Source organism: Paraburkholderia sp. CNPSo 3281 (assembly GCF_024206515.1).
GTDB classification, from domain to species: Bacteria; Pseudomonadota; Gammaproteobacteria; order Burkholderiales; family Burkholderiaceae; genus Paraburkholderia; species Paraburkholderia nodosa.
The window spans coordinates 67,227-92,449 of the sequence record NZ_JAMBPS010000019.1; the positions used below are offsets into that span (position 1 = coordinate 67,227).

Annotated in this window: 22 protein-coding genes; 17 read left to right on the forward strand and 5 right to left on the reverse strand. The window is 65.0% G+C overall.

Features of this window, described 5'->3' with window-relative positions; all coding sequences use genetic code 11:
* Positions 1 to 21 precede the first annotated feature (21 nt).
* The 9 genes from M3I56_RS19905 to M3I56_RS19945 all read left to right on the forward strand — a co-directional run bounded on the left by M3I56_RS19905 (position 22) and on the right by M3I56_RS19945 (position 8,631).
* Positions 22 to 939 (forward strand): carbohydrate ABC transporter permease, encoded by a 918-nt coding sequence (locus M3I56_RS19905; protein WP_254355458.1) that lies wholly within the window; start codon positions 22 to 24, stop codon positions 937 to 939.
* 3 nt (positions 940 to 942) lie between these two features.
* Positions 943 to 1,773, forward strand: coding sequence for a carbohydrate ABC transporter permease (locus tag M3I56_RS19910; RefSeq protein ID WP_254355459.1), 831 nt, complete (start codon positions 943 to 945; stop codon positions 1,771 to 1,773).
* Between the two features lie 45 nt (positions 1,774 to 1,818).
* The gene (locus tag M3I56_RS19915) at positions 1,819 to 2,949 is read left to right on the forward strand and encodes an ABC transporter ATP-binding protein (RefSeq protein WP_254355460.1); all 1,131 of its coding nucleotides are present in this window, start codon (positions 1,819 to 1,821) and stop codon (positions 2,947 to 2,949) included.
* Positions 2,950 to 3,057: 108 nt separating this feature from the next.
* The gene (locus tag M3I56_RS19920; RefSeq protein ID WP_254355461.1) at positions 3,058 to 5,466 is read left to right on the forward strand and encodes a glycoside hydrolase family 3 N-terminal domain-containing protein; all 2,409 of its coding nucleotides are present in this window, start codon (positions 3,058 to 3,060) and stop codon (positions 5,464 to 5,466) included.
* An 87-nt stretch (positions 5,467 to 5,553) separates the two neighbouring features.
* Positions 5,554 to 6,321: an SDR family NAD(P)-dependent oxidoreductase gene (locus M3I56_RS19925; RefSeq protein WP_254355462.1), complete on the forward strand. Its 768-nt coding sequence runs from the start codon at positions 5,554 to 5,556 to the stop codon at positions 6,319 to 6,321.
* Entirely contained in the window at positions 6,318 to 7,202 is an 885-nt protein-coding gene (locus M3I56_RS19930; RefSeq protein ID WP_254355463.1) for an SMP-30/gluconolactonase/LRE family protein, read from the forward strand. The genes M3I56_RS19925 and M3I56_RS19930 overlap by 4 nt, the downstream gene beginning before the upstream one ends.
* A gap of 153 nt (positions 7,203 to 7,355) precedes the next feature.
* A complete protein-coding gene (locus tag M3I56_RS19935; RefSeq protein WP_254355464.1) occupies positions 7,356 to 7,982 on the forward strand; it encodes a hypothetical protein in 627 nt (208 codons plus the stop codon).
* A gap of 158 nt (positions 7,983 to 8,140) precedes the next feature.
* Entirely contained in the window at positions 8,141 to 8,344 is a 204-nt protein-coding gene (locus tag M3I56_RS19940; RefSeq protein ID WP_254355465.1) for an SDR family NAD(P)-dependent oxidoreductase, read from the forward strand.
* 8 nt (positions 8,345 to 8,352) lie between these two features.
* Entirely contained in the window at positions 8,353 to 8,631 is a 279-nt protein-coding gene (locus tag M3I56_RS19945; RefSeq protein ID WP_254355466.1) for a hypothetical protein, read from the forward strand.
* Between the two features lie 30 nt (positions 8,632 to 8,661).
* Here M3I56_RS19945 and M3I56_RS19950 read toward each other — a convergent pair whose 3' ends face one another.
* A complete protein-coding gene (locus M3I56_RS19950; RefSeq protein ID WP_254355467.1) occupies positions 8,662 to 9,546 on the reverse strand; it encodes an amidohydrolase family protein in 885 nt (294 codons plus the stop codon).
* Positions 9,547 to 9,584: 38 nt separating this feature from the next.
* Positions 9,585 to 10,082, reverse strand: coding sequence for a MarR family winged helix-turn-helix transcriptional regulator (locus M3I56_RS19955; protein ID WP_254355468.1), 498 nt, complete (start codon positions 10,080 to 10,082; stop codon positions 9,585 to 9,587).
* 111 nt (positions 10,083 to 10,193) lie between these two features.
* Between M3I56_RS19955 and M3I56_RS19960 the strand changes: the two genes are divergently transcribed.
* The 5 genes from M3I56_RS19960 to mhpT all read left to right on the forward strand — a co-directional run bounded on the left by M3I56_RS19960 (position 10,194) and on the right by mhpT (position 17,615).
* Complete coding sequence (locus M3I56_RS19960; RefSeq protein WP_254355469.1) at positions 10,194 to 11,021, forward strand: p-hydroxycinnamoyl CoA hydratase/lyase; 828 nt, start codon at positions 10,194 to 10,196, stop codon at positions 11,019 to 11,021.
* A 35-nt stretch (positions 11,022 to 11,056) separates the two neighbouring features.
* On the forward strand, positions 11,057 to 12,508 hold the full coding sequence (locus tag M3I56_RS19965) for an aldehyde dehydrogenase (protein ID WP_254355470.1): 1,452 nt from the start codon (positions 11,057 to 11,059) through the stop codon (positions 12,506 to 12,508).
* A gap of 85 nt (positions 12,509 to 12,593) precedes the next feature.
* Positions 12,594 to 14,498, forward strand: a complete 1,905-nt coding sequence (locus tag M3I56_RS19970) for a feruloyl-CoA synthase (protein WP_254355471.1) — start codon at positions 12,594 to 12,596, stop codon at positions 14,496 to 14,498.
* Positions 14,499 to 14,510: 12 nt separating this feature from the next.
* The gene (locus M3I56_RS19975; RefSeq protein ID WP_254355472.1) at positions 14,511 to 16,298 is read left to right on the forward strand and encodes an acyl-CoA dehydrogenase family protein; all 1,788 of its coding nucleotides are present in this window, start codon (positions 14,511 to 14,513) and stop codon (positions 16,296 to 16,298) included.
* Positions 16,299 to 16,385: 87 nt separating this feature from the next.
* A complete protein-coding gene (gene mhpT / locus M3I56_RS19980) occupies positions 16,386 to 17,615 on the forward strand; it encodes a 3-(3-hydroxy-phenyl)propionate transporter MhpT (protein ID WP_254355473.1) in 1,230 nt (409 codons plus the stop codon).
* A gap of 22 nt (positions 17,616 to 17,637) precedes the next feature.
* On the opposite strand, the gene M3I56_RS19985 is transcribed toward mhpT, so the two are convergent.
* From M3I56_RS19985 to M3I56_RS19995, 3 genes are all read right to left on the reverse strand, one after another.
* Positions 17,638 to 18,588, reverse strand: coding sequence for a PDR/VanB family oxidoreductase (locus M3I56_RS19985; RefSeq protein WP_254355474.1), 951 nt, complete (start codon positions 18,586 to 18,588; stop codon positions 17,638 to 17,640).
* A 64-nt stretch (positions 18,589 to 18,652) separates the two neighbouring features.
* The gene (locus M3I56_RS19990; protein ID WP_254355475.1) at positions 18,653 to 19,705 is read right to left on the reverse strand and encodes an aromatic ring-hydroxylating dioxygenase subunit alpha; all 1,053 of its coding nucleotides are present in this window, start codon (positions 19,703 to 19,705) and stop codon (positions 18,653 to 18,655) included.
* A 105-nt stretch (positions 19,706 to 19,810) separates the two neighbouring features.
* On the reverse strand, positions 19,811 to 20,581 hold the full coding sequence (locus tag M3I56_RS19995; RefSeq protein ID WP_254355476.1) for a GntR family transcriptional regulator: 771 nt from the start codon (positions 20,579 to 20,581) through the stop codon (positions 19,811 to 19,813).
* 285 nt (positions 20,582 to 20,866) lie between these two features.
* Here M3I56_RS19995 and M3I56_RS20000 point away from each other — a divergent pair, with 285 nt between their 5' ends.
* The 3 genes from M3I56_RS20000 (at position 20,867) to M3I56_RS20010 (ending at position 25,014) form a co-directional block, all read left to right on the forward strand.
* A complete protein-coding gene (locus M3I56_RS20000) occupies positions 20,867 to 22,144 on the forward strand; it encodes an MFS transporter (RefSeq protein ID WP_254355477.1) in 1,278 nt (425 codons plus the stop codon).
* Positions 22,145 to 22,262: 118 nt separating this feature from the next.
* The gene (locus tag M3I56_RS20005) at positions 22,263 to 23,375 is read left to right on the forward strand and encodes a porin (protein WP_254355478.1); all 1,113 of its coding nucleotides are present in this window, start codon (positions 22,263 to 22,265) and stop codon (positions 23,373 to 23,375) included.
* Between the two features lie 403 nt (positions 23,376 to 23,778).
* Entirely contained in the window at positions 23,779 to 25,014 is a 1,236-nt protein-coding gene (locus M3I56_RS20010) for an MFS transporter (RefSeq protein ID WP_254355479.1), read from the forward strand.
* Positions 25,015 to 25,223 lie beyond the last annotated feature (209 nt).

A 25,223-nucleotide genomic window follows, 5' to 3' on the forward strand; every position in this document is an offset into this window, starting at 1 on the left:
CGCCGGCCGGCAGACAAGCTCGTGAATATTGCACTTTCCGCTACACCCGAACGCCGGCTGAAGCTCTCCTCGCAAACGCTCGTCACGGTCGTGTTTCTTGCGCCGGCGCTGCTGCTGCTGGCCGTGTTCCTGCTTTATCCGCTCGTTTCCAGCTTGCGGCTGTCGCTGCTCGACTGGAATGGCCTCGGCAATACGGCCCGCTATACGGGGCTCGCAAACTGGGCGCGGCTCGCCCATGACACGGTGTTCTGGCAATCGCTCAAGAACAACGTGATTCTCGCGCTCGCCTCGATCGTCATTCAGCTTCCTGTCGCGCTCGCGCTCGCCGTGCTGCTGGAAAAGGCCGGCCGCGGCTCGCGCGTGCTGAAGGTGCTCTATTTTCTGCCGCTGCTCATGTCGAGTGTGGCGATCGGCGTGCTGTTCAAGCAGATCTACGATCCGAATTTCGGACCCCTGAACGTGGCGCTGCAGGCATTCGGGCTCGATGGTCTCGCAAAGGATTGGCTGGGCGACCCGCATTTCTCGCTGGGCGCGACCATCGCCGTGATCATCTGGCAGAACGCGCCTTTCTACATGATTCTGTTCCTCGCCGGCCTCTCGTCGATGCCGGCCGAAGTGAACGAGGCGGCGCTGCTCGACGGCGCCTCCGAGTGGACCATCTTCTGGCGCATCAAGCTGCCGCACCTGCAAGGCACGGTGCGCACGGCCGTGATCCTTTCCGTGCTCGGCTCGCTGCGTTACTTCGATCTCGTCTTCGTCATGACCGGCGGCGGCCCCGAGGGCTCGTCCGAGGTGATGGCCACCTACATGTATCGCACGGTGTTCAGTTCGTTCCAGCTCGGCTACGGCAGCACCATCGGCTCGGCGATGTTCCTGATCGTTATCGCAGTGGCGGCGGTGTCGATGTACTTCACGCGCCGCTTTGCAACCGAGGTCTGATCCATGAACAAGAAATTCCGCTTCCCCCGCGTGACGATTCCGATCCTCGCGCTGATCTGGCTGGCTGTCACGACGGTCCCGTTCATCTTCATGGTGGTGTCGAGCTTCAAGAGCCAGGAGGAGACCTTCACGACTTCCGTGTGGGCGCCGCCGAGCCACCTGTTCTGGGGCAATTACGCGGCCGTACTGAAGGGGCCGTTCTTCACGTATTTCCGTAACAGCCTGTTCACGGTGGGCGTGTCGGTCGCGCTGATCGTCGTCATCAGCGCGATGGCGGCCTATGTGTTTGCACGCATGCGCTTCCGGCTGAACAAGCTGCTCTTCGGTCTCGTGGTCGCGGGCATGATCGTGCCGCTGCATGCCACGCTGGTGCCGATCTATCTGCTCACGCGCAATCTCGGCCTTTACGATACGCAGTTCGCGCTGCTCGGCCCGTACGTGGCACTCAGCCTGCCGGTGTCGATCTTCATCCTGACCGAGTTCATGCGGCAGGTTCCGCGCGAACTCGAAGAAGCCGCGCAGCTCGACGGCTGCAGTCCGTTCCGCATTTTCTGGCGTATTTTCTTCCCGCTTTCGGGACCGGGGCTCGCCACGGTGGCGATCTTCAACGGCATTGGTCTCTGGAACGAGTTCATCTTCGCGTACATGCTCACGTCGACGTCCGAGCACCGTACGCTGCCCCTCGCAATCTGGGACTTCATGGGGCAATACGCGTCGAACATACCCTCGATGCTGTCTGTTCTCGTGCTCACGTCGCTGCCGTTGATCGTTGCCTACGCGTTCGGTCAGGAGCGCGTGATCAAGGGGATGATGGCCGGGTCGCTCAAGGGCTGATTCAGGGCCGATCCGCACCGCTAACCGAACTTCGCATAAAACGATATGGCAAGCATTTCCCTCAATAACGTACAGAAGGCCTACGCGAGCGGCAACGCGGTGATCCGCGACGCCAACCTCGAAGTCGGCAAGAACGAATTCTGCGTGTTCCTCGGCCCGTCGGGCTGCGGCAAGTCCACGCTGCTGCGCATGATCGCCGGACTCGAATCGATTACCGACGGCGAACTGCGCATCGACGGTGAACGGATGAACGAGGTCGAACCCGCGAAGCGCAAGGTCGCGATGGTGTTCCAGAACTACGCGCTCTATCCGCATATGAGCGTGTACGAGAACATGGCATTCGGTCTGCGACAGGCGAAAATCGACAAGGCCATCATCGACAAGAAGGTGCGCAGCGCGGCTGCCGCACTGCAACTCGATACCTATCTCGAACGCCGCCCCGCAGCGCTTTCCGGCGGCCAGCGCCAGCGCGTGGCGATCGGTCGCGCGATCGTGCGCGAGCCGGGCGTGTTCCTGTTCGACGAGCCGCTGTCGAATCTCGACGCGGCGCTGCGCGTGCAGACGCGCACCGAAATCGCGCGTCTGCATCGCGAGTTCAGCGAGGCGAGCGCCGTGTATGTGACGCACGATCAGGTCGAAGCCATGGCGCTGGCCGATCGCATCGTGCTCCTGCAGGCGGGCGATCACATGGAGCGGCACGGCAGCGTCGCGCAGGTGGGGGCGCCGCTCGATCTGTATCACCATCCGAAGAGCCGCTTTGTCGCGGGCTTCATCGGCTCGCCGAAAATGAACTTCTTCGCGGGCACAGTGGTGGGCGGCGACGATGGCGGCGTGGACATCGACCTGCAAAGCGGCGAGCGCGTGCGCGCACGCGTGGACGGCTCGCGTGCGCGCGCCGGCATGAAGGTGACGCTCGGTGTGCGTCCGGAGCATCTGCGGGTGGCCGGCGATGCGCGCAACGAACAGACGCTCGCGAGTCGCGTGAAGCTCATCGAGCACATGGGCGAGCACAGCTATATCCATGCGACGCAGACGGGCGCGGGCGCGGCGACATTGATCGCAAAGGTGCCCGGCGACAGCGCGTTGACGCACGATGAAGTGGTCAAGCTTGCGCTGCCGGCCGAGGCATGCCACGTGTTCGACGATCACGATATGGCGCTGCGTCGTCTCATTTAAGCGGAGCGCGGCTCTCGCCGCGCGCCCGCGCAACGCCATTTTCAAAAGCACAACTAAGCAGACGGCAAGAAAAAAACGCCGTCTCGTGCAATACCAGGGAGTGAAGCAATGTCGCTTGAACACACCACCGAGGTTCCGCTTTATCGCCGCTCCGACGCACCGACGGCGCAGCGCGTGGCCGACCTGCTCGCGCGCATGACGCTCGATGAAAAGATTGCCCAGCTTCACGCCGCGTGGCTCAAGCTCTCGGCCGACGGCGATCACAAGGCGCGCAGTATCGATTTCGCGCAAAGCGCCAACAGCTTCACGGTGGACCAGATTCTCGAACACGGTCTTGGACAGATCACGCGTCCGCTCGGCACCCACACGGTCGATCCCAAAGAGGGCGTGCGCGCGCTCAACGAGCTGCAGCGCAAGATGGTCGAAGACACGCGCCTGGGCATTCCCGTCATGTCGCACGAGGAATGCCTCGTGGGCCTGATGATCAAGGACGCCACGCTGTTTCCCTCGCCGCTGAACTACGCGGCGACGTGGAACCCGAATCTCGTGGGCGAAGTGGGGCGCATCATCGGCGAGCAGGCGCGCTCGATCGGCTGCCACCAGGGCCTCGCTCCCGTGCTCGATGTGTCGCGCGATCCGCGCTGGGGCCGCACCGAGGAAACGCTCGGCGAAGATCCGTATCTGGTGGGCGTGCTCGCGTGCCACTACGTGAACGGTCTGCAAGGCGAGCGGCGCGACGTGCTCGCCACGCTCAAGCACTTCGTCGGCCACTCGGCGAGCGAAGGCGCCCGCAATCATGCGCCCGTGCATGTCGGGCCGCGCGAGTTGAACGACGTGTTTCTGCTGCCGTTCGAAATGGCGGTCAAGCTCGCGCACGCGGGCTCGATCATGCCGGCGTACCACGATATCGACGGCGTGCCCTGCCATGCGGACCGCACGCTGTTGCACGATACGCTGCGCGAGAAGTGGGGCTTCGAGGGGCTCGTCGTTGCGGACTATGCTGCCGTCGACCTACTCTACAGCCATCATGCGGTGGCGCACGACAGCGCGTCGGCGGCGGCGCTCGCGTTCAATTCGGGACTCGACGTGGAGTTGCCGGGTCACGAGTGCGCGGTCCATCTGAAAGAAGCGCTCGATCGCGGCGAGATCGCCGAAGCGACGATCGACACCGCGGTGTCTCGTGTGTTGAGCACGAAGTTCCGCCTTGGCCTGTTCGAGAATCCCTATGTGGACCCCGAGCGCGTGGATGTGAAGGGCACGGCGGCGGCCGATACGGCGTATCAGGTCGCGCTCGAATCGGCTGTTCTGCTGCGCAATGAAGGCGGCGTGCTGCCGTTGAACGCCAATGGCGCGGAGAAAATCGCGGTGATCGGCCCGACCGCCGATGACCCGCTCGCGCTGCTCGCCGGCTACAGCTTCCCGGTGCACCTCATCAACTCGGGCGAGCAGTCGGTCGCTTCGATCGCCACGCCGCTGGGCGCACTGCGCGCGGTACTGGGCGAGGCGCGCGTGCTGCATGCCAAGGGTTGCGACATCATCAAGGCACGCCGTGCGGGCGCGCCGGTTTTCCCAGGCGACGTGTCGCTCGACCTGAGCGGCAACACCAACCGGGACGAGCTGATCAGCAAGGAAACCGATGCCATTCCCGCTGCGGTCGAAGCCGCGCGTAAAGCGGACGTGGCCGTCGTGTTCGTCGGCGATCTGGCGGGCCTGTTCCAGTCCGGTACGGTGGGCGAGGGCTCCGATACGGACAGCCTGGAACTCCCCGGCGTGCAACTGCAAATGCTCACGGCCGTGGTCGAGAGCGGCACGCCTACGGTCGTCGTGATGACGGGCGGCCGCCCGTACAACCTGGGCGGCCTCGAAGATCGCATTGCCGCGCAGATCATGGCGTTTGCACCGGGCGAGCGCGGCGCCGAGGCGCTTGCCGATCTGCTGGTGGGCAGCGCCGGTTTCAGCGGCCGTTTGCCGCTCTCCGTGCCGAAGAGCGCAGGGGCCGTGCCGTATGTGTACAACCATCGCCTCAAGAGCGCGGGCACACCGATCGCCTACCACTTTGGAAGCCGTTATCCGTTTGGTTTCGGCCTCGGCTACACCCAGTTCCGTTACGGCGATCTCGCGGTGGCGCAACGCGAAGTGCCGCTCGAAGACGGCACGGTCGAACTGAGCTTCACGGTTGAGAACATCGGCTCGCGCGACGGCACGGAGGTCGTGCAGATTTACGTGCGCGATCAGCACGCGTCGACGGCGCGGCCGGTACGCGAACTCAAGGCGTTTGCACGCGTGCCACTCGCGGCAGGCGCGCGGACTCGCGTGAACGTGAAGCTGCCCGTCGATATGTTCAATTTCACCGACGCACGCGGCGAGCGCATCGTCGAGCCGGGCAAGTTCGATCTGATGGTGGGCAGTTCGAGCCGCGACATCCATCTGAGCGGCACGGTCACGGTTGCAGGCAATGCCACGCGAACGCTCCCGCGCAACTGGCGCATGCTGAGCGCGGTCGAGGTCGTCTCGTAACGGGAAGCAAAGCGGCAGGTCAGGGCGGCGAGCCATCTGCGGCTCGCCGCCCGTTTGGGTTCTGACAAGTCAACACTGGAATATCTGATGTCGTACGCAATCTATCCGAGCCTGGCGGACAAAACCGTCGTTATCACCGGCGGCGGCAGCGGGATCGGCGCTGCGGTCGTGGAGGCATTCGCACAGCAGGGCGCGCGCGTATTCTTCCTCGACGTGGCCGAACACGATTCGCTCGCTCTTCAAGAAAAGCTTCGTCATGCGAAGCATCCGCCGCTGTTCAAGCGCTGCGACCTGTGCAGCGTGGACGCGATCGAAAGCGTGTTCGCGTCGATCGTCGATGCCGCCGGCCCGATCGACGTGCTCGTGAACAACGCGGGCAACGACGACCGCCATGATATCGGCGAGCTGACCGCGAGCTACTGGGACCAGCGTATCGCCGTCAACCTGCGCCACCAGTTCTTCTGCGCGCAAGCCGCCGCGCGAGGCATGCGCCAGGCGGGACGCGGCGTGATCCTGAACTTCGGTTCGGTGTCGTGGCACGTCGCCTTGCCGAACCTGCCGATCTACCTGACCGCGAAGGCCGGCATTGAAGGTCTTACGCGTGGCCTCGCGCGCGATTTGGGCGGCGCGGGCATTCGCGTGAACTGCATCATCCCGGGCGCCGTGAAAACGCCGCGGCAGATGAACCTATGGCAAACGGCGGAGAGCGAGGCGAAGGTCGTCGCGGGTCAGTGTCTGCCACTGCGCATCGAGCCCGAGCACGTCGCCCGCATGGCCTTGTTCCTCGCATCCGACGACGCCTCGCGCTGCTCCGGGCGCGATTACTTCGTCGACGCGGGATGGTACGGAGAATGACGATGCCGCATCCCGTGTGCGTATGGCCGGTCGGCGCAGAGCTGGCCGAAGGGCCGCTCTGGCAGGCCGCGGAAAACGCGGTCTATTTCGTCGATATCAAGGGCCGCCGGATTCATCGCTTCGTGGTCACGAGCGGGGAGCGCACGACGTGGTACGCGCCCGACCAGGTCGGCTTCATCGCGCCGCTGGGGGACAGAGTTTTCGTGTGTGGGCTGCCTGACGGCCTGTATCGCTTCGACGCCGTGAGCGGCGAATTCGACAAACTGATGGATGTCGAACCACAGTTGCCGGGCAATCGCCTCAACGACGGGTTCGCCGATGCGCGCGGCCGCCTGTGGTTCGGCTCGATGGACGACGCAGAGGCAGCGCCGAGCGGCACGCTGTATCGCGTGGACGCAGGTGCGGTGTTGAGCGCACAGGACAGCGGCTACGTGATCACCAACGGCCCGGCCATGAGTCCGGACGGCCGCACGCTCTATCACAACGACACGATGCGTCGCGTCGTGTATGCGTTCGACGTCGCGATTGACGGTACGCTGTCGGGCAAGCGAGTCTTCACCCCAATTGCCGGCGACGGGCACCCGGACGGTATGGCGGTGGACGCCCAGGGCTACGTGTGGGTCGCGCTATTCGGCGGCTGGCGCATCGACCGTTATTCTCCCGAGGGCGAACTGGCCGGTCAGATCGCGTTTCCGTGCGCGAACATCACGAAGCTCGCGTTCGGCGGGGACGATCTGAAGACCGTGTACGTTTCCACCGCGTGGAAGGGGCTCACGGCAGCCGAGCGCGAGAAGCAGCCGCTGGCGGGCGGCTTGTTCACGTTCCACTCGCCGGTGCCGGGGCAGGCGCCGGCGAACTGTGCGGCGGCCTTCGCGCGTTGAGCAGCCTCGGACCCAGCCTCGGCCCCGGCCTTGACCCTATAGGACCAAAGTCCGATGCCCGGGGCGCCCTGCAGTGTTAGGCTCCAAGAGCACACGCCATGGTCCCTGACCGGCGCAGCAAGCGTGTCACCTGATCGTTTCAAGGGGACTACCATGCTCTACCGATCGAATACGCGCATTGCGTTCGCGCGCTGCCTGACGCTGTCCGCCGTGGTCTGCGGCCTCTTTGCCGCCTCGGCGCCGCTGTGCCGCGCGGCTGGCGAGGACGCCTCCGCCGCCTCGGAGGCCGTGCCGGCCGGGGCATCCGTCGACACGGAAAGCGGCACCATCAGTTTGATCGATCAGAAGAATGCACTCGTCGTCGTAACCGTGCCGGGTCACGACGACCTGAGCTTCGATGTGAAAGATCATCGCGACGTGCTCAAGGTCATCCGGGTCGGCGACAAGCTGACGACCCGCTACATGGAGCCGTACGTCACCGGATTGACGCCTGCCGAGGGCGCGGCGGTCACGCGCCTGACCCACACGGCAAAGATGACCCAGCATTCCTCCGGCGCCGACCAGGAAAACTTCCAGGTGCTCCGGGTCTTCAGCGGCGTGGCGCAAGTCACTGGCGTCGACCGCAAGCTCAACCTCTTGACCGTCGTGGACAAGTCCGGCACTGCCCGTTCCATTCGGGTTAGCCGCCCGGACCTGATCGAGGTGATGCAGTCCCTCAAGCACCATAGCCACGTGCGGATCAAGTACGAATCCGAGATGACGGTCATCGTCGCCCGTTAGCGGCTTCGCTGCGGGACGTCCGCTTTCGCGCGTTTCCGGTATCGATCGTTCCCCGGACTCGAAGATTTTTTGGGCGTACCGATCCGTTTTCACATCCCCATCCGTCTTTAGCATGCCGGTCGCAGAGCGCGACGGCTTCGACCAGACAGGAGGGCAGGATGGAGACGATTCAAGATCAAACGGTGCTGATTACCGGGGGAAGCCGGCGATTGGGGCTTGCCATGGTGGAGGCGTTGCTTCGAAGGCAAGCGAAAGTGACCGTTCTGGCGCGAGATAGCGAGGGCCTCGCCGCTGTCGAGCAGTTGGGCGCGAAAGTCGTAACGACGTCAAAGCCACGCTCCACGGTGTCCAAGCCGCATTGAAGGCGCCGATGCCCAAAGGCGGGCGCGTGCTGCTCGCTTCGAGCGGCGCGGCGCTGGTGCTTACGTTGCCGGCCATCCGAGCTGAGGCGATGCGCCTTTCGGGCGGCTACATGGGCGCCAAGCGCATGATCTGGCTGATGGCGCACAACGCGAATAGCGTTGCGCGCACACGCGAACTCGGCCTGCATTTCCAGGTATTGTTGCCGCTTCAACTCGTGGGCGTAACCGGCCTCGGGCGCGCGGTTGCGGCGGCGTATGCTGGGCGGGAGGTGCTTCGCCTGATGTAAATCGCGCTTGCGCCAGGCGCGCCGCTTTCTTCAGGTTTTCGCGTCGAGATCGAGTAGCCGTACCGCATTCTCCTTGAGGATCAACGGGCGCACTTCCGGCTTGATGTCGAGCGTATCGAAATCCGCGAGCCAGCGATCCGGACGGATCAAGGGAAAGTCGGAAGCGAACAGCACCCGCTCGCGCAAGAGCGTATTCGCGTACTTCACCAGTTCCGGCGAGAAGTATTTCGGCGACCAGCCCGACAGGTCGATATACACGTTGGGCTTGTGCAGCGCGATGGAAAGCGCCTGCTCCTGCCACGGCCAGGAGGGATGCGCGATCACGATCTTCATGTCGGGGAAATCGGCGGCCACATCGTCGAGATAGATCGGCTCCGAATACTTCAGCCGCAACCCGCCGCCGCCGCGCATGCCCGAACCCATGCCCGAGTGGCCGCTATGAAACACCGCGGGCAGGCCATATTCGGCAATCACTTCGTATAGCGGGTATGCCAGCCGGTCGTTGGCGAAAAAGCCTTGCATGGTGGGGTGAAACTTGAAGCCGCACACGCCATGCGCCTCGATCAGCCGCCGGGCCTCGCGCGCGCCGAACTTGCCCTTGTGCGGGTCGATGCTGGCGAACGCGATCATGATGTCGGCGTGCTGCTGCGCGAAGTCGGCGATCTCTTCGTTGCCGATGCGGCGCCGCCCGATATTCGCCTCGCAATCCACCGTGAACATCACGAAGCCGATCTTGCGCTCGCGGTAGTGCTCGATCGTTTCCGGAATCGTCGGGCGGCGGCCAAGCTTTAGCACGGTGCCGAAATACTTGTCGGCGGCTTCGTCGAATTCCTTCGCGAAGAGATCGGGCGGCTGGCAGCACGACACTTCGGCGTGGACGTGCGTGTCGATCGCAACGAGCTGGTCGATGTTCAAGGGTGTCTCCTCCTTCCTGTCACTCGCCGAGCGAGCGCTTACGCGGCGCGCAGATTGCGCACGCACGCATGCAGCAGCGCGTGTAGCTTTTCCGCTGTTTCGGTGTCCATATCGTCGAGCATCGCGCCTTCCACGTGATCGGCCGCGGCGTCGCATTCGCCCAGCAGTGCGTTGCCGGCTTTGGTGAGCGATAGCAGCACCACGCGGCGGTTCATCGGGTCGGCTTCGCGCATGACCCAGCCGTTCGCCTCCATCGTCTTCACGACTTCGTTGGCGGCCTGCGGCGTGATGAACGAGCGCTCGGCGAGTTGCGCATTGGAGGAGCGGCCGCGCGCGCGCAGCACGGAAAGCGCGGTGTACTGCGGCAGCGTGAGCCCGTGGCGAGCGAGCGCTTCGGTCAGGCGGCGGGACACGACGCGGTCGAGTTGGCCGATCAGATAGCTCAGGCGCATGGGCGGCACGGCGTGCGGGCCGCCCTCGGCGGGCGGCTGCGCGGCTCGGGCGCGCGGCGCGGTCGGGGAAGTTTTCTGGTTCATCGCGTTTTACGGGTTTGTACCGACGAGATCATATTCTACTTTACATATCAGGCAGCCTGATAGTAAATTGATTTCAAGCCGCGAGTGCGGCAGTGTCTACGGAGAGAGAGAATGAGTTACGAAGGTCGCTGGAAAACGGTCAAGGTAGCGGTCGAGGGCGGCATCGGCTGGGTGACGTTGAACCGGCCGGAAAAGCGCAACGCCATGAGCCCGACGCTCAACAAGGAGATGATCGACGTGCTCGAAACGCTCGAGCTCGACGCCGAGGCTCAAGTGCTCGTGCTGACCGGCGAAGGCTCGGCGTGGACGGCCGGCATGGACCTGAAGGAATACTTCCGCGAAGTCGATGCGGGCCCCGACGTGCTGCAGGAGCGCATTCGCCGCGACGCGAGCCGCTGGCAATGGCAACTGCTGCGCATGTATTCGAAGCCGACCATCGCGATGGTGAACGGCTGGTGTTTCGGCGGCGGCTTCTCGCCGCTCGTGGCGTGCGACCTCGCGATTGCCGCGGACGAAGCCACGTTCGGTCTTTCGGAAATCAACTGGGGCATACCGCCGGGCAACCTCGTGAGCAAGGCGATGGCGGATACGGTGGGCCATCGCGAGGCGCTTTACTACATCATGACGGGCGATACTTTCACGGGCCAGCAGGCCGCGAAAATGGGCCTGGTCAACAAGAGCGTGCCGCTCGCGCAACTGCGCGAGGAAGTGCTCGCGCTCGCCGCGAAACTGCTCGACAAGAACCCGGTCGTGCTGCGCAACGCGAAGCATGGCTTCAAGCGTTCGCGCGAACTGACGTGGGAGCAGAACGAGGACTATCTCTACGCGAAGCTCGACCAGGCCAACCATCGCGACAAGGAAGGCGGCCGCGAGCAGGGCCTCAAGCAGTTCCTCGACGACAAGAGCATCAAGCCGGGCCTGCAGGCATACAAGCGCTAATCGATAGCGGCGCACCAGACAGAGGAGACAACGACATGCATGAAACCCGGCTTCTGATCGGCGGCGAGAAGCGCGCTGCGTCGAACGGCAAGACCTTCGAGCGCATCAATCCGGCCACACGCGCGGTGGCCACGCGCGCCGCCGCCGCCACGGTTGAAGATGCGGACGCGGCCGTTGCCGCGGCCGCGCACGCCTTCCCGGCGTGGGCCGCGCTCACACCCACGGAGCGCCGCAAGCGCCTGCTGGCGGCCGCCGAGCGTATGGATGCGCGCACAGCGGACTTCATCGCCATCGGCGCGGCGGAAACGGGCGCGATGGCGAACTGGTACGGCTTCAATGTGATGCTCGCCGCCAACATGCTGCGCGAAGCGGCTGCCATGACCACGCAGATCGACGGCGCGGTGATCCCTTCCGACGTGCCCGGCAGCCTCGCGATGGCCGTGCGCCAGCCGTGCGGCGTCGTGCTCGGCATGGCGCCATGGAACGCACCGGTGATTCTTGCCACGCGTGCGCTCGCCATGCCGCTCGCGTGTGGCAATACGGTGGTCCTGAAAGCATCCGAAGGGTGTCCCGGCGTGCATGCGCTGATCGGCGAAGTGCTCAACGAGGCGGGTCTGGGCGAGGGCGTCGTCAACGTGCTCACGCATGCGCCGGATGATGCGCCGGCCATTGTCGAGCGCCTGATCGCCAACCCCGCCGTCAAGCGCGTGAACTTCACGGGCTCGACGCGCGTGGGCCGCGTCGTCGCGGAGCATTGTGCACGGCGTCTGATGCCGGCATTGCTGGAACTGGGCGGCAAGGCTCCCGTGCTCGTGCTCGACGACGCCGATCTCGACGCAGCGGTGGAAGGCATCGCATTCGGCGCATTCTTCAACCAGGGGCAAATCTGCATGTCGACCGAACGCGTGATCGTCGATCACAAGATTGCCGATGCATTCGTCGAAAAGCTCGTTGCGAAGGCTCGCACGCTGAAGGCCGGCGACCCCACGCAGCCGGGCTCGGTGCTAGGTACTCTGGAGAGCGAAGCATCGGCGCGGCGCATACGCGCGCTCGTGGAAGACGCGCGCGAGAAGGGCGCGAACCTGCCGCTGGGCTGCGAGGTAAACGGCGCGATCATGCAGCCCGTGATCGTCGAAAACGTCACGCGTGAGATGAAGCTTTACGCCGACGAATCGTTCGGCCCGGTAGTGACGGTGCAGCGCGTGGACGGCGACGAAGAAGCGGTGAAAGTTGCCAACGACAGCGAGTACGGTCTTTCGGCGGCGGTATTCAGCCGCGATATCGCGCGCGCGATGAACGTGGCGAAGCGCATCGAATCGGGCATCTGCCATATCAACGGGCCGACGGTGCACGACGAAGCGCAAATGCCGTTCGGCGGCGTGAAGGCGAGCGGCTATGGCCGCTTCGGCAGCAAGGCGTCGATCGCCGAATTCACGGACCTGCGCTGGATCACCGTGCAGACCGGCCCGCGCCACTATCCGATCTGAACGCGCCCATCACGACATGAACCACCGGGCCGTCTGCGCCGATCCACCGCGCAGCCCGGCACCGGTCAAGCAAAGGAGACAGGCTTTGGATTCGGAGCCGACCCAAACGCATGCTCGCGCCGTCGTGCAACCGGACTTCGCCGGTTACCGCGCCGTCGCGATCGGCTCGGCCGCGCCGCGGATCGAACGGCGCGGCGACTGCTGGTATTTGCGCTCGAGCGAGGCGCTCGACGACTTCCCCGAGCGCGTGACCGACCGGCTCGTGAGCGGCGCGCGCGCACATCCGGAGCGCTGGCTCGTGGCGCGCCGCGGCGCCGACGGGCAATGGCAGGGCATCAGCTACGCGCAGATGCTCGAACGCGCCCGTGCGATCGGGCAGGCCTTGATCGAACGCGGCTTGTCGGCCGAACGTCCGATCGCGCTGCTCTCGGGCAACGATCTCGAACATCTGCAGATGGCGTTCGGCGCGCTATGGGCCGGCGTGCCCTATGCGCCCATATCTCCCGCGTATTCGCTCGTCTCCAGCGATTACAACAAGCTGCGGCACGCGCTCGGCCTGCTCAATCCGGGCCTCGTATTCGCGGCAGACGGCCCCGCTTTTGCCGCGGCGCTCGACGCCGCGGTGCCCGCCGATATCGAGCGCGTGGTCGTGACGCCGGCTGGCGGCGGCCGCCGCGAGACGCCGTTTTCGACGCTGCTCGAGACGCAGGCGGGCAGCTTCGAAGACGCGCAGGCGCGCGTGAGCGGCGACACGATCGCGAAGTTCCTCTTCACCTCCGGATCGACGCGCCTGCCGAAGGCCGTGCCCACCACGCATCGCATGCTGTGCAGCAACCAGCAGATGCTGCTGCAGACTTTCCCGCAGTTCGGCATCGAGCCGCCGGTGCTGGTGGACTGGCTGCCGTGGAATCACACCTTCGGCGGCAGCCACAACGTGGGTATCGCGCTCTACAACGGCGGCACGCTCTATATCGACGACGGCAAACCCGTGGCCGGCCGCTTCGAAGAGACGCTGCGCAATTTGCGCGAAATCGCGCCCACGCTCTACTTCAACGTTCCGAAGGGTTGGGAAGAACTGACCGCCGCGCTCGAAACCGACGCGCAGTTGCGCGAGACGTTTTTCTCGCGCGTGAAGATGTATTTCTTCGCGGGCGCGGGGCTCTCGCAGGCGGCGTGGGACCGGCTAGAACGCGTGACGCAGGCCCATTGCGGCGAGCGCATCCGCATCATGGCGGGCCTCGGCATGACCGAGACCGCGCCGTCGTGCCTCTTCACGACCGGCCCGGTGATGGGCGCGGGCTATGTCGGCCTGCCCGCGCCGGGCTGCGAGACGCGTCTCGTGCCCGTGGACGGCAAGCTCGAAGCGCGCTTTCGCGGCCCGAACGTGATGGGCGGCTACTGGCGCGTGAACGAGGCGGACCGTCATGACGTGTTCGACGAAGAGGGCTACTACCGCACCGGCGACGCCGTGCGCTTCGTCGATACCGGGCGGCCCGAACTGGGCCTGCTGTTCGACGGCCGCATTGCCGAAGATTTCAAGCTCAGCTCCGGCACGTTCGTGAGCGTGGGGCCCATGCGCGCGCGCATCGTTTCGGGCGGTGCGCCGTACGTGCAGGACGCGGTGATCGCAGGCATGGACCGCGACGACGTCGGCGTGCTGATCTTCCCGCGCCTCGACGAATGCCGTCGGCTCGCGGGGCTCGACGCGAGCGCTGCCGCGCGCGACGTTCTGGACGCGAGCGCCGTGCGCGACTTCTTTGCCGACCTGTTGGAGCGGCTGAACCGCGAGGCGACGGGCAGCGCGACCCTCATCACGCGACTGCACGTGATGGACGCGCCGCCGTCGCTCGATCTCGGCGAGATCACGGACAAAGGGTCGATCAATCAGCGCGTCGTGCTGAGCCAGCGCGCGGTGCTCGTGGATGCGTTATACGCCGCGCGGGGCACCGAAACGCGCGTGATCTTCGCCCGTCATCGGCAGCACGTTTGAGGAACGGTCACGATGAGTCTTGACTACCAGGTTCCGCTGCGCGACATGCGCTTCGTGATCGACGAATGGATCGAAGCACCCGCATGGTGGCGCAGCGTTCCCGCATGGGAGGACCTTGACAGCGCGACGGCACAGCAGGTGCTCGAAGAAGCCGCTCGTTTCGTGATGGAACGCATTGCGTCGCTGAACTCGGCGGGCGACCTTGAAGGTTGCCGCTTCGAGGGCGGCGAGGTCTCGATGCCAACGGGCTTTCGCGAGGCGTATGCGGATTTCGTCGCGGCGGGCTGGCCCACACTCGTGCTCGAGGCCGACGCCGGCGGCCAGGGCTTGCCGCAACTGCTCGAAGTCGCGCTGCAGGAAATGCTCGCGGCGGCCAACCACGCATGGCTCATGTCGCCCGGCCTCACGCACGGCGCGACGGCGTGTCTGATGGCGCACGGCTGCGACGCACTGAAGCGGGACTGGCTGCCGAAGATCGCAAGCGGCGAGTGGCTTGCCACCATGTGCCTGACCGAGCCGCAGGCGGGCAGCGATCTCGCGTTGCTGCGCGCGCGAGCGACGCCCGACTCGGCGCACGGCGCCTGGCGCATCGACGGCAGCAAGATCTTCATCACGGGCGGCGAGCACGATCTGACCGAAAACATCGTGCACCTCGTGCTCGCGCGTCTGCCCGATGCGCCGGCGGGCACGAAGGGCCTCTCGCTCTTCGTGGTGCCGAAATGGACCTTCGGCGAGACCGGCGAGCGCGTGCGCAACGGCGTGCATTGCGAAGGCATCGAGAAGAAGATGGGCCTCAAGGCCAGCCCGACGTGCTCGATGCGTTTCGAACACGCGCTGGGCTGGCTGGTGGGCGAGCCGCATCGCGGCCTCGCTTCGATGTTCGTCATGATGAACGCGGCGCGCCTGCAGGTGGCGATGCAGGGCGTGGGCCATGCGCAGCTTGCCTGGCAGCGCGCGTATGCCTACGCGCACGAACGCGCGCAGATGCGCGCCGTGAGCGCGCCTGCGCATTACGAGGGCGAGCCGGCACAGGCCGCGCCGATTGCGTTTCATCCGGCCATGCGGCGCGTCCTGCTCGATTTGCGCGCGACGGTGGAGGGCGAGCGCGCCATCGGCTACTGGATCGGTTACTGGCTCGATGTGGCCGCGCGCCATCCCGATGCGCATGAACGCCAGGCAGCGGGGCAACTTGCCTCGCTGCTCACGCCTGTCGCCAAGGCGTTCTTCACCGCCAATGGCTTTGCGGCGGCATCGAGCGCGCTGCAGGTGTTCGGAGGCTACGGCTATATCCACGAATACGGCGTGGAGCAGACCGTGCGCGACAGCCGCGTCGCCATGCTTTACGAAGGCACGAACGAAATCCAGGCAATCGATCTGCTCGTGCGCAAGGTGCTCGGCGACGGCGGCGAGACGTTGCGCGCGTTGCTCGCGCATGTCACAGCGCAGGCCGCACGCTGTATCGCTTCCCAGGATCACGCACTTCACAGCGCGGGTGCACGGCTCGATGCGCTGGTGGCGGACGTGCAGCGCATTACGGCTGAAATCGGGCAGGGCAGCGCGGACGACCGCGAGTTGCCCTACCGCGTGGCCGACGACTATCTCGCGCTCATCGGCTGGCTGCTGCTCGCGTTCGGCTGGGCGCGCACGCTGCGCATCGCGATGGATGCCCCTGCCGACGATCCGTTCTATGCCGAAAAGCGCAGCACGGCGCATTACTTCTTCGCTTACCCGCTCGCGGCGTTCGATCACCGGCTGCGGCTCATCGAAGCGGGTTGCCGCGCTCCGCTGCCGTACGCCTGAAAATTTTTCAACACGTAGATTAGGGTAACTAAGTAGTAACGGCGCGGTGAGAGGCCGCGATATTCCATTACAAAACGAGGAGGCAACGTGTCGTCATCAACTACGCAGGTGAGCGCGCGCACGGCGGCGGGAACCGCATGGGTGTTGGGTTTGTGTCTGATCGTGGCGGTGCTGGAGGGCGTCGATCTCCAGTCGACGGGTGTGGCCGCGCCGCGCATGGCGCGCGAGTTCGGTCTTTCGGTGAGCCAGATGGGGCTCGCGTTCAGCGCGGGCATGCTCGGTCTCCTGCCCGGCGCGATGATCGGCGGACGCCTCGCCGACCGCATCGGGCGCAAGCGCGTGCTGCTGCTCTCGATGGTGGCGTTCGGCGTGTTCTCGATCTTCACCGCCCATGTGTGGAGCTTCCCCACCCTGCTGGTGGCGCGCGTCCTGACCGGTATCGGCCTCGGCGGCGCCATGCCGAACCTGATCGCGCTCTCGGCCGAAGCCGTGGCGCCGCGGCTGCGCAATACGGCGGTCAGCATCATGTACTGCGGCATGCCGCTCGGCGGTGCGCTTGCGGCGCTCATCGGCGTGCTTAGCGCGGGCGACACCGAATGGCGGCATATCTTTTATGCGGGCGGCGTCGGACCGCTCGTGGTAGCGCCGCTGATCCTCGCCTGCCTGCCCGAATCCGCGGCCTATGAAGCGGCCGCGAGCCGCGCGCAGTCCACGCAGGGCGGCCCGCCGCCCACGTGGCGCGTGCTGTTCGGCGACGGCCGCGCCGCGGTGACCGCGCAGATCTGGATCAGCTTTTTCTGCACGCTGATCGTGTTGTACTTCCTGCTCAACTGGCTGCCCTCGCTGATCGTGAGCCGGGGCCTTTCGCGCAGCGAGGCCGGCGTCACGCAGATCTTCTTCAACGTGGGCAGCGTGATCGGCGTGCTCGGCATCGGCATGCTGATGGACCGCGTAAAGCCAGGGCGGGTCGTCGCGGCTGTCTATGCTGGCATCGCGATCTCGCTGTTCATGCTCGCGGGCGCGGGCAACCTGTTCTGGATCTCGGTTTCGGTGCTGCTCGCGGGCATGGGCGTGGTCGGCGCACAGTCGATGCTCTACGCGCTTTCCGCTGCGAGCTACGCCACCGTCATGCGCGGCACCGGCGTGGGCGCGGCAGTCGCGGTGGGACGCGTGGGGTCGATCGTCGGTCCGCTCGCGGCAGGGCAGTTGCTGGCAGGCGGCGCGAGCGCCACGACGGTGATAGGCGCGAGCGTGCCGGTCACGTTGGTGGCGGCGCTCGCCGCGCTGCTCGCGGTGAGGCGAGCGCGCGAGTCCTGATATGCGGTGGCGGCGCGCCGTATCAGAGGTCGAGCACGAGCATGGGCGAGCGCGAGCGCGAGCAGCACGGCAGCAGCTGGTCGTTGGCGGCGCGCTCCTCGTCGGTCAGGTAGAGGTCGCGATGGTCCGGCTCGCCGGAGAGCACGCGCGTGATGCAGGTGCCGCATACGCCTTGCTCGCATGAGACCGGCACCTCGACGCCGCCCGCGCGCAGTGCTTCGACGATGGTCGTCCCGGCCGGGACGTCGATCACGCGCTGGCAGCTCGCGAGCGTGACCTGGAAGGCGCCGTTGGCGTCGGCGTTCGCGCCTGGTTGGGCCGCGCCGAAGTACTCGCGGTGCACGTTCTGCGCGGGCCACCCCGCGCCGGCCGCGGCTGCGAGCACGGCATCGATGAAGCCCGCGGGGCCGCAAACGTAGGCATGCTTACCTTCCTGCGGGGCGCGAAGCACGCGCGCGAGGTCGATGCGTGCATCGGCGCCTTCGCTGTCGAAATAGAAGTGGGTGCGCTCCGCAAAACCCGCTTCGGCAAGACGCTCGCGAAAGGCGACGCGCTGTGGGTCGCGAGTGCAGTAGTGCAGTTCGAACGGGCGTCCTTGCTCGCGCAACTGCTCGGCCATGGCGATGAGCGGCGTGATGCCGATGCCGCCCGCGAGCAGGATGGTATGCGTGGCCTGTTCGTCTAGCGGGAAATGATTTTTCGGGCTGCTGATTTCCAGGCTCGTGCCCGCATCGAGCGCGTGCATCGCAACGGAGCCGCCGCGCGAAGCCGCATCGCGCAACACGCCGATGCGGTAGGCGCCGTTATCGGAGGGACGGTTGCAAAGTGAGTACTGGCGCACGAATCCATCCACATGGACGTCGATGTGCGCGCCCGCCGCGAACGCCGGGAGCGGCGCGCCGTCGACGCTCGCCAGTTCAAAAACGCAGATGTCGGTGGCAACGGGGATCTTGCGCAGAAGGGTGACTTTCATGATGCGTTGGGGCAATAGAAGGGGAGCGGCCGCGCGTACCCGCGCGACCGTGGCTTTGGTCGAATCAGACCGCCGCGGCGGTGGCCGTTGCGTTGCGCTCGGCGGCGATCAGCCGGTCGAGCACGCGGCGCGACTGCACGCCGCCGGCATCGATGTTGAGGCTCAGAATGCGGCGTTCGGGCCATGTGAGCAGATTGCGCTGCTGCGATTCGAGCATCTCGAGGTCCTCCGAGAAGATCTTGCCCTGTCCCGCGCGAATCGATTCGGTCAGCGCGTGGTCGTGCACGGCGAAGCTGCGCGCCATGCCCCAGAAATACCAGATCGACGTTTCGGTTTCCGGCGTAATGAAGTCGACGACGATGCTCGACGCCTTGTCGCGCGCATCGGCGTCGTATCCTCCCTTGCCCGCGTGCGCCACGCCCACTTCGATCATCACGTGGCTGGGCGGCGAGAAATGGCAGATCTGCCAGCGGTCGCAGGGCACGTTGTCGGCGAGGCCGTTGCCGCGCAGCGCCGCGGCCCAGAACGGCGGCGGCATGATGTTGTGCATGAAGCGGCTGGTGCTGACCACGTCGCCGTTGACCGTGGTCTTGGGCGGTGCTTCCTCGATCTCGGGCTGGCCGATGCTCGAGGCGTGCACGTAGGTCTCGTGCGTGAGGTCCATGAGGTTGTCGACCATCAGGCGATAGTCGCACTGGATGTGATACAGGCCGCCGCCATACGCCCACGCGGGATTGTCGGCCCATTCGAGGTGATGGATCTTCGCCGGGTCGGCTTGAGCCGCGTCGCCAGGCCATACCCAGATGAAGCCGTAGCGCTCGACCACGGGATAGCTGCGCACGGAAGGAATGCCGCCCACGCGCTGGCACGGCATGCTCACGCATTTGCCGCTGGCGCCCACGGTGAGGCCGTGATAGCCGCACACCAGATGCCCCTCGCGCACGCTGCCGAGCGAGAGCGGCGCGCCGCGATGCGGGCAGAAGTCTTCGAGTGCGGCGACGCCGCCTTCGGCCGTGCGCCAGAACACCATGCGCTCGCCGCAGACTTGCCGCCCAAGCGGCTTGCCGTCGATTTCATCGGGGGTGCACGCGACATACCATGCGTTTTTCAGGAACATATGTCTCCTCCAGGGCGTTTGGTTGTGCCTTCGTTCAAGGTAAGGGGCGGCACGCGTGCCGCCGTTCGAATCAAGACTTTTGGCGAGCCTGTATACCGCTCGCCACTAGCGCGGATTGCGGCGAATGAGATTGCCGCCAATCAGCCTCGTCATGGCGCGCTGGTTGTCGAGCACGCGCTTGAGGTTCTGATGGGCGATATGCGAGTGCTCGCGCATCAGCGCTTCGGCGCGCGCACCTTCGCGGCTTTCGATCGCTTCGAGCACCGCGCGATGCTGGGCCTGCGCAACGATCAGCGTTTCGCGCGCACGCGGGTCGAGCGACTGCACGACCACGAATGCGCTGGCCGATGCAAACGGCAAGGTGGCGACTTTTTCGATCTGCCGCGCAACCACTTCGCTATCGGAGGCCGCGGCCAGCAGCCGGTGAAAGCGGCCATTCGCTTCGACATAGCGGGAAAAGGTTTCCTCGCTCAGTTCGCCCACGAGCAGTTCGTCGATCTCGTCGATGCAGTCGTGCAGGTCGCGGAACATCGAATGGGTGATGCCGCGCTCGGCGGCAAGGCGCGCAGCCAGCCCTTCGAGGGTGCCGCGCAATTCGATCGAGTCGCGTATTTCGTTTTCCGAAAACGAGCGTACGGCATAGCCGCCGCTCGGAATCGGTTCGAGCAGCCCTTCCTCCTGCAGGCGCATGAGCGCCGCGCGCACCGGCGTGCGCGAGACGCCAAGGCGCTCGACCACGGCCAGTTCGGAAATGCGCTCGCCGGGTGCGAGTTCGCCGCCGAGTATCAGTTCTCTCAGCCCGAGCTGGGCTTTGACGGTCTGCGAAGCGGCGGAGCCGGCGCGCGTGCTGGCGGGGGTGTCGTCGATGCCGTTCATGCGTAGAGGAAGTGGTGAAAAGCGAATGGGGAGGCGGCCAGAGACAGCCAGGGTTCTGCCCGCGATGTGTACAGATTGTATACATCGATTCGATCAATTCAATCGAAGTGACGCGAAATTTAGGGTAAACGTGGAAAAGTAAGTAGAAAGTAAAGAGAAATTGTGTACAACGAGGATCTTTTTTGATTGACATCATTAGGTGAGGTTTCCTACGATCTTGCTCGAAGTTCGATAAACGAAGCGTAGTTCGTAATACGAACACGCAAGACAACCAAGGAGACAAATGTGACGAGGCATGTCCAATCACACCATCCGCATGAACCATACGATCTGAAAAACGAACGCAGGACGCTGGTCCTGCTCGCCATCGGCTTCGGTCTGGTCGGGCTCGATCGCTGGATGATCGCGCCGCTCTTTCCCCACATGATGAAAGACCTCAACCTGAGCTACCAGCAGCTCGGCCAGTTGATCGGCATTCTCAGTATTGCGTGGGGCGTGTTCTCGATCCTCATGGGCCGCCTGTCCGACCGCATTGGCCGGCGCAAGATCATGATCGCGGCGATGGTGATGTTCTCGCTGCTCTCGAGCTTCTCGGGATTCGCCGCCGGCTTCGCGAGCCTGCTGCTGATTCGCGCGCTGATGGGCGTCGCAGAGGGCGCATTCACGCCCACCAGCGTGGCCTCCGTGGGCGAGGCCTCGCATCCGTCGCGCCGCGGGCGCAACCAGGGGCTGCAGCTCAGCATGTTCGCGCTGATGGGCCTCGGCCTCGCGCCGATCATCGCGACGCAGTTGCTGCGCGTCGTGCCGTCGTGGCACTGGGTGTTCGCGGTTTCCGCCGTCCCGGGCCTCATCGTGGCCGTGCTGATCGCGACGATGTTGCGCGACGCGCCGCCAATCAAGCCGGCGCACGCGGCGGTTGCGCGCGCAACGGGCGGCCCGCGCTGGAGCGCGCTCTTCGGCAGCCGCAACGTCGTGCTCGCCATGCTGGCCACGCTTTGCGCGATGGCGGGTATCTTCGTGATCGGCGCGATGGTGCCCAACTATCTCGTGGACTACCTGCATCTCGACACCGCGCAGATGGGCTTCGTCGTGTCGGCGATCGGCTTCGGCGGCTTTCTCGGCGAGTTCGGCCTCGCCAGTCTCTCCGACGTTGCGGGCCGGCGGCTGACCTCGATCGTGTCGTTCGCGGGCGCGGCGATTTCGCTCTATGTGTTCGCCCGCATCGGCGCGAACCCGTGGATGCTCTTTGCCGTCTTGTTCGTCGTTTCGTTCTTCGCGCTTGGCATGCTGGGCGTCCTCACTGGTCCGATCGCGACTGAAGCCGCGCCGGCGGGTCTAGTCGCCTCGGCCATCGGCATTACTTCAGGCGCCGGCGAGATATTTGGCGGCGGCATCGCCCCGGCGATTGCCGGGTATGTCGCGCAGCACGACGGCATTCAGTTCACGCTGCAGTTCGCGCTCGGCGGCCTCATTTGCGGCATTTTCGTTTCGATGTTCCTGATCGAAACCGCACCGCGCGCCCTGGCACGCCGTTCGGCTACGGTCGCACTGCAATCCGACTGATGTTGCGGTAACGGCACCCCGCTGCCGTTATGGTTTCTCGAAGTGCGGCGATTATTTTAATTATTAAGGCATCCGTAATAAAGGTGCCAACAAAGAGATCGAGTTAAAGGAGACGTCAATGAAGAGCCTCGCAGTGTGGTGCACGGCGGTATCGGTGATGGCTTGCGCGCAGGCACATGCGGAAGGCGCCCCGGCGGGCGACAGCGTGTTGCTCTACGGCATGGTGGACGCGGGCGTGTCGTGGGTCAGCAACCAGGGCGGCCACTCGGTGTTGAAGTTCGACGACGGCATTTTCACGCCGAACCTGCTCGGAATACGCGGCCGCGAAGATCTGGGCGGCGGCTTGCATGCGGTGTTCGATCTCGTCGATCAATTTTCGATGGGGACCGGTTCGATCATCTCGGGTCAAGGGATCTTCGGGCGCAACGCGTACGTTGGCCTCGACAGCGACCAGTACGGCAGGCTGACGATGGGCAATCAATACGACTTCATGACCGATGCGCTGTTTTTCGGGCACGACGACGCAGCGATGGAAGTCGGGGGCCTCTACAATTTCCGCGCGGGCCCGTTTGCGAAGATCGCGATTCCGGGCAATCCGCCCTTTGCGCAGCAGTTCGACTGGGACCGCATGGCCGGCGCCACGGTCGAGAACTCGGTCAAGTATCAATCGCCGAAGTTTGCCGGATTCAGCTTCGGCGGCCTGTACGGCTTTGGTGGCATTCCGGGCGCGTTCGGACGCGGCAACACGGTCAGCGCCGGCGCGAATTACGCCAACGGCGCGTTCGGCATGGCGGCGGCCTACACGGAAGCCAAATATGTAGAGGCCGGCGAACCCGATGTCGGCATTCGCAACTGGGGCGTGGGCGCGCACTACGATTTCGGCAAGGTCATGGCGACGCTGCTGGTGACGACCGTGCGCAACACCTTCAACGGCGGCGCCATTGCCCAGGCCGAAGCCGGTGCGAACTGGCTGCTCGCGCCAGACTGGGCGATTGCCGCCGACTACATGTACATGAAGGGCAATGCGTATCTCGACAACAATCACGCGCACCAGATCACGGCCATCGTCGATCACTTCCTGTCCAAGCGGACGGTCGTGTATGCGGAGACCGTGTATCAGCGTACCAACGCCGGGGCTCAGGCACTGATCAACGGCGTGCTCGACCCCAATGGTACGTCGAGTGGTCCTAACCAGTTCATCGCGCGCGTGGGCGTGCAGACGCGGTTCTGAAATGCGTGGCTTGCAAGGGCCGCGCTTGGCTTGACTGACCGGTTTTCCGGCAAATCCTCACAGGGCGCTTTCCCGGCGCCCTTAGCTCCTCCTGGCTAGCGACAGGCATCAGCATCGATTCGATGCCCAATATGTCCCCGGAAAAATATCGTTTATTTTTCCGGGGACGAAATGACATAATTACCGCCCCGCCGACGCGGCGCGCGGCAGGCCGGGTCACACGCCATTCATAACCCTTTTGACGACCCCGCTAATCGCAGGGCCGCACGCAATTCTTTATTTGATGTTAGTTTAAACGTCATTCCCGATTGGCCATTTAAACGGCGATTTTCCCCATTTTTTGGTGCGAAATTGCCGAACAATGGCTTTTATTATTCGCCACACACAAAACAGTCATAGAAACATGAACGACCGTTCTCCCAATCTCGCGCCCGCGCCGCTCGAAGAGACGACACTGCGCCAGTGGTTGTCTGTCTTTGCCGTGGCGATCAGCGCATTCGCGTTCGTGACGTCTGAATTCCTGCCGGTCGGTTTGCTCACCGAGATCGCCCGCGACCTCGGCGTGACGCCGGGCACGGCCGGCCTCATGGTGACCACGCCGGGCGTGATGGCGGCGATCTTCGCGCCGGGCCTGATGATGTTTGCCGGCCGCATGGACCGGCGGCAGGTATTTCTCCTGCTCACGGCCATGCTGCTCGCGTCGAATATCGTTTCCGCGCTGGCGACGAATTTCGCGCTCATGCTGGTTGGCCGCGCGATGCTCGGCGCGGCGCTCGGCGGCTTCTGGACCCTCGCAACCGCGGCGGCGGGCCGCCTCGTGCATACGAGCGACGCCGCGCGCGCAACGGCCATTATCCTGACCGGCGTGACCTTCGCGACGGTGATCGGCGTGCCGCTCGGCACCTTTATCGCCGGTTTCGCGTCGTGGCGCATGTCGTTTTTCGTGACGGGCGGCCTTGTCGCGCTCGCGCTCGTTGCGCAGGCGTTGCTGGTGCCGTCGCTGCCTTCCGCCGCCGCATTGCGTCTCGCCGATTTCGCCACGCTGCTGCGCCGCCCACATGTGCGCCTGAGCATGCTGATGGTGGCGCTCGTGTTCGGCGCGCATTTCTCGACGTACACGTTCATTGCCCCGCTGCTTCAGCAGGACTTCTCGATGAGCGCGATCACGCTGCTGCTGCTCGCATTCGGCGTGATCGGCTTTTTCTCGAACGCGCTGACTTCGGCGGTCGTGGCCACGCGCCTGAAGTTCGCCGTGGCGACGATGACGGCGCTGCTGTTGTGCGCGCTCTCGGCGATGATTCTGCTCGACCACGTGCGAATTGGCGAGATCGCGGCGATGCTGATGTGGGGCGTGGCGTTCGGCGCGATTCCGCTGTGCTTCTCCGTGTGGATTCAGCGCGGTACGGCCGATCTCGCCGAAGCGGGCTCGGCGATGTTCGTGAGCGTGATCCAGGTGGCGATTGCGCTTGGCTCGTTGGTGGGCGGCACGATCGTGGACCGTGCGGGCATACGTGCCGATCTGGTGCTCGGCTGCGCGCTCGCGGTGTTCGGACTCGTGACATTGCAGCGGCTGGCGGCAATGGAGCGGCCGGCGCGGGTCGCGGCGCTCGAATGCGAATGCAGCCCGTCGCTCGATTGAAACGATTGAAACGACTGAAACGATTGAAACGGGAGCGACGCAAGGCGGCGAGCCATCGACCTCGCCGCGTCGCGCTCTGGGTCTGCGCAAAGAGACCCGATGTCATTGCACCACGTTAGCGCATCGCGCCGCGCTAACGTTTGCGAACGGGCATGATCGTTCGTCCGCAAGGCTTGCCCATTATCGCGTGCCACGCTCACGCGTAACCC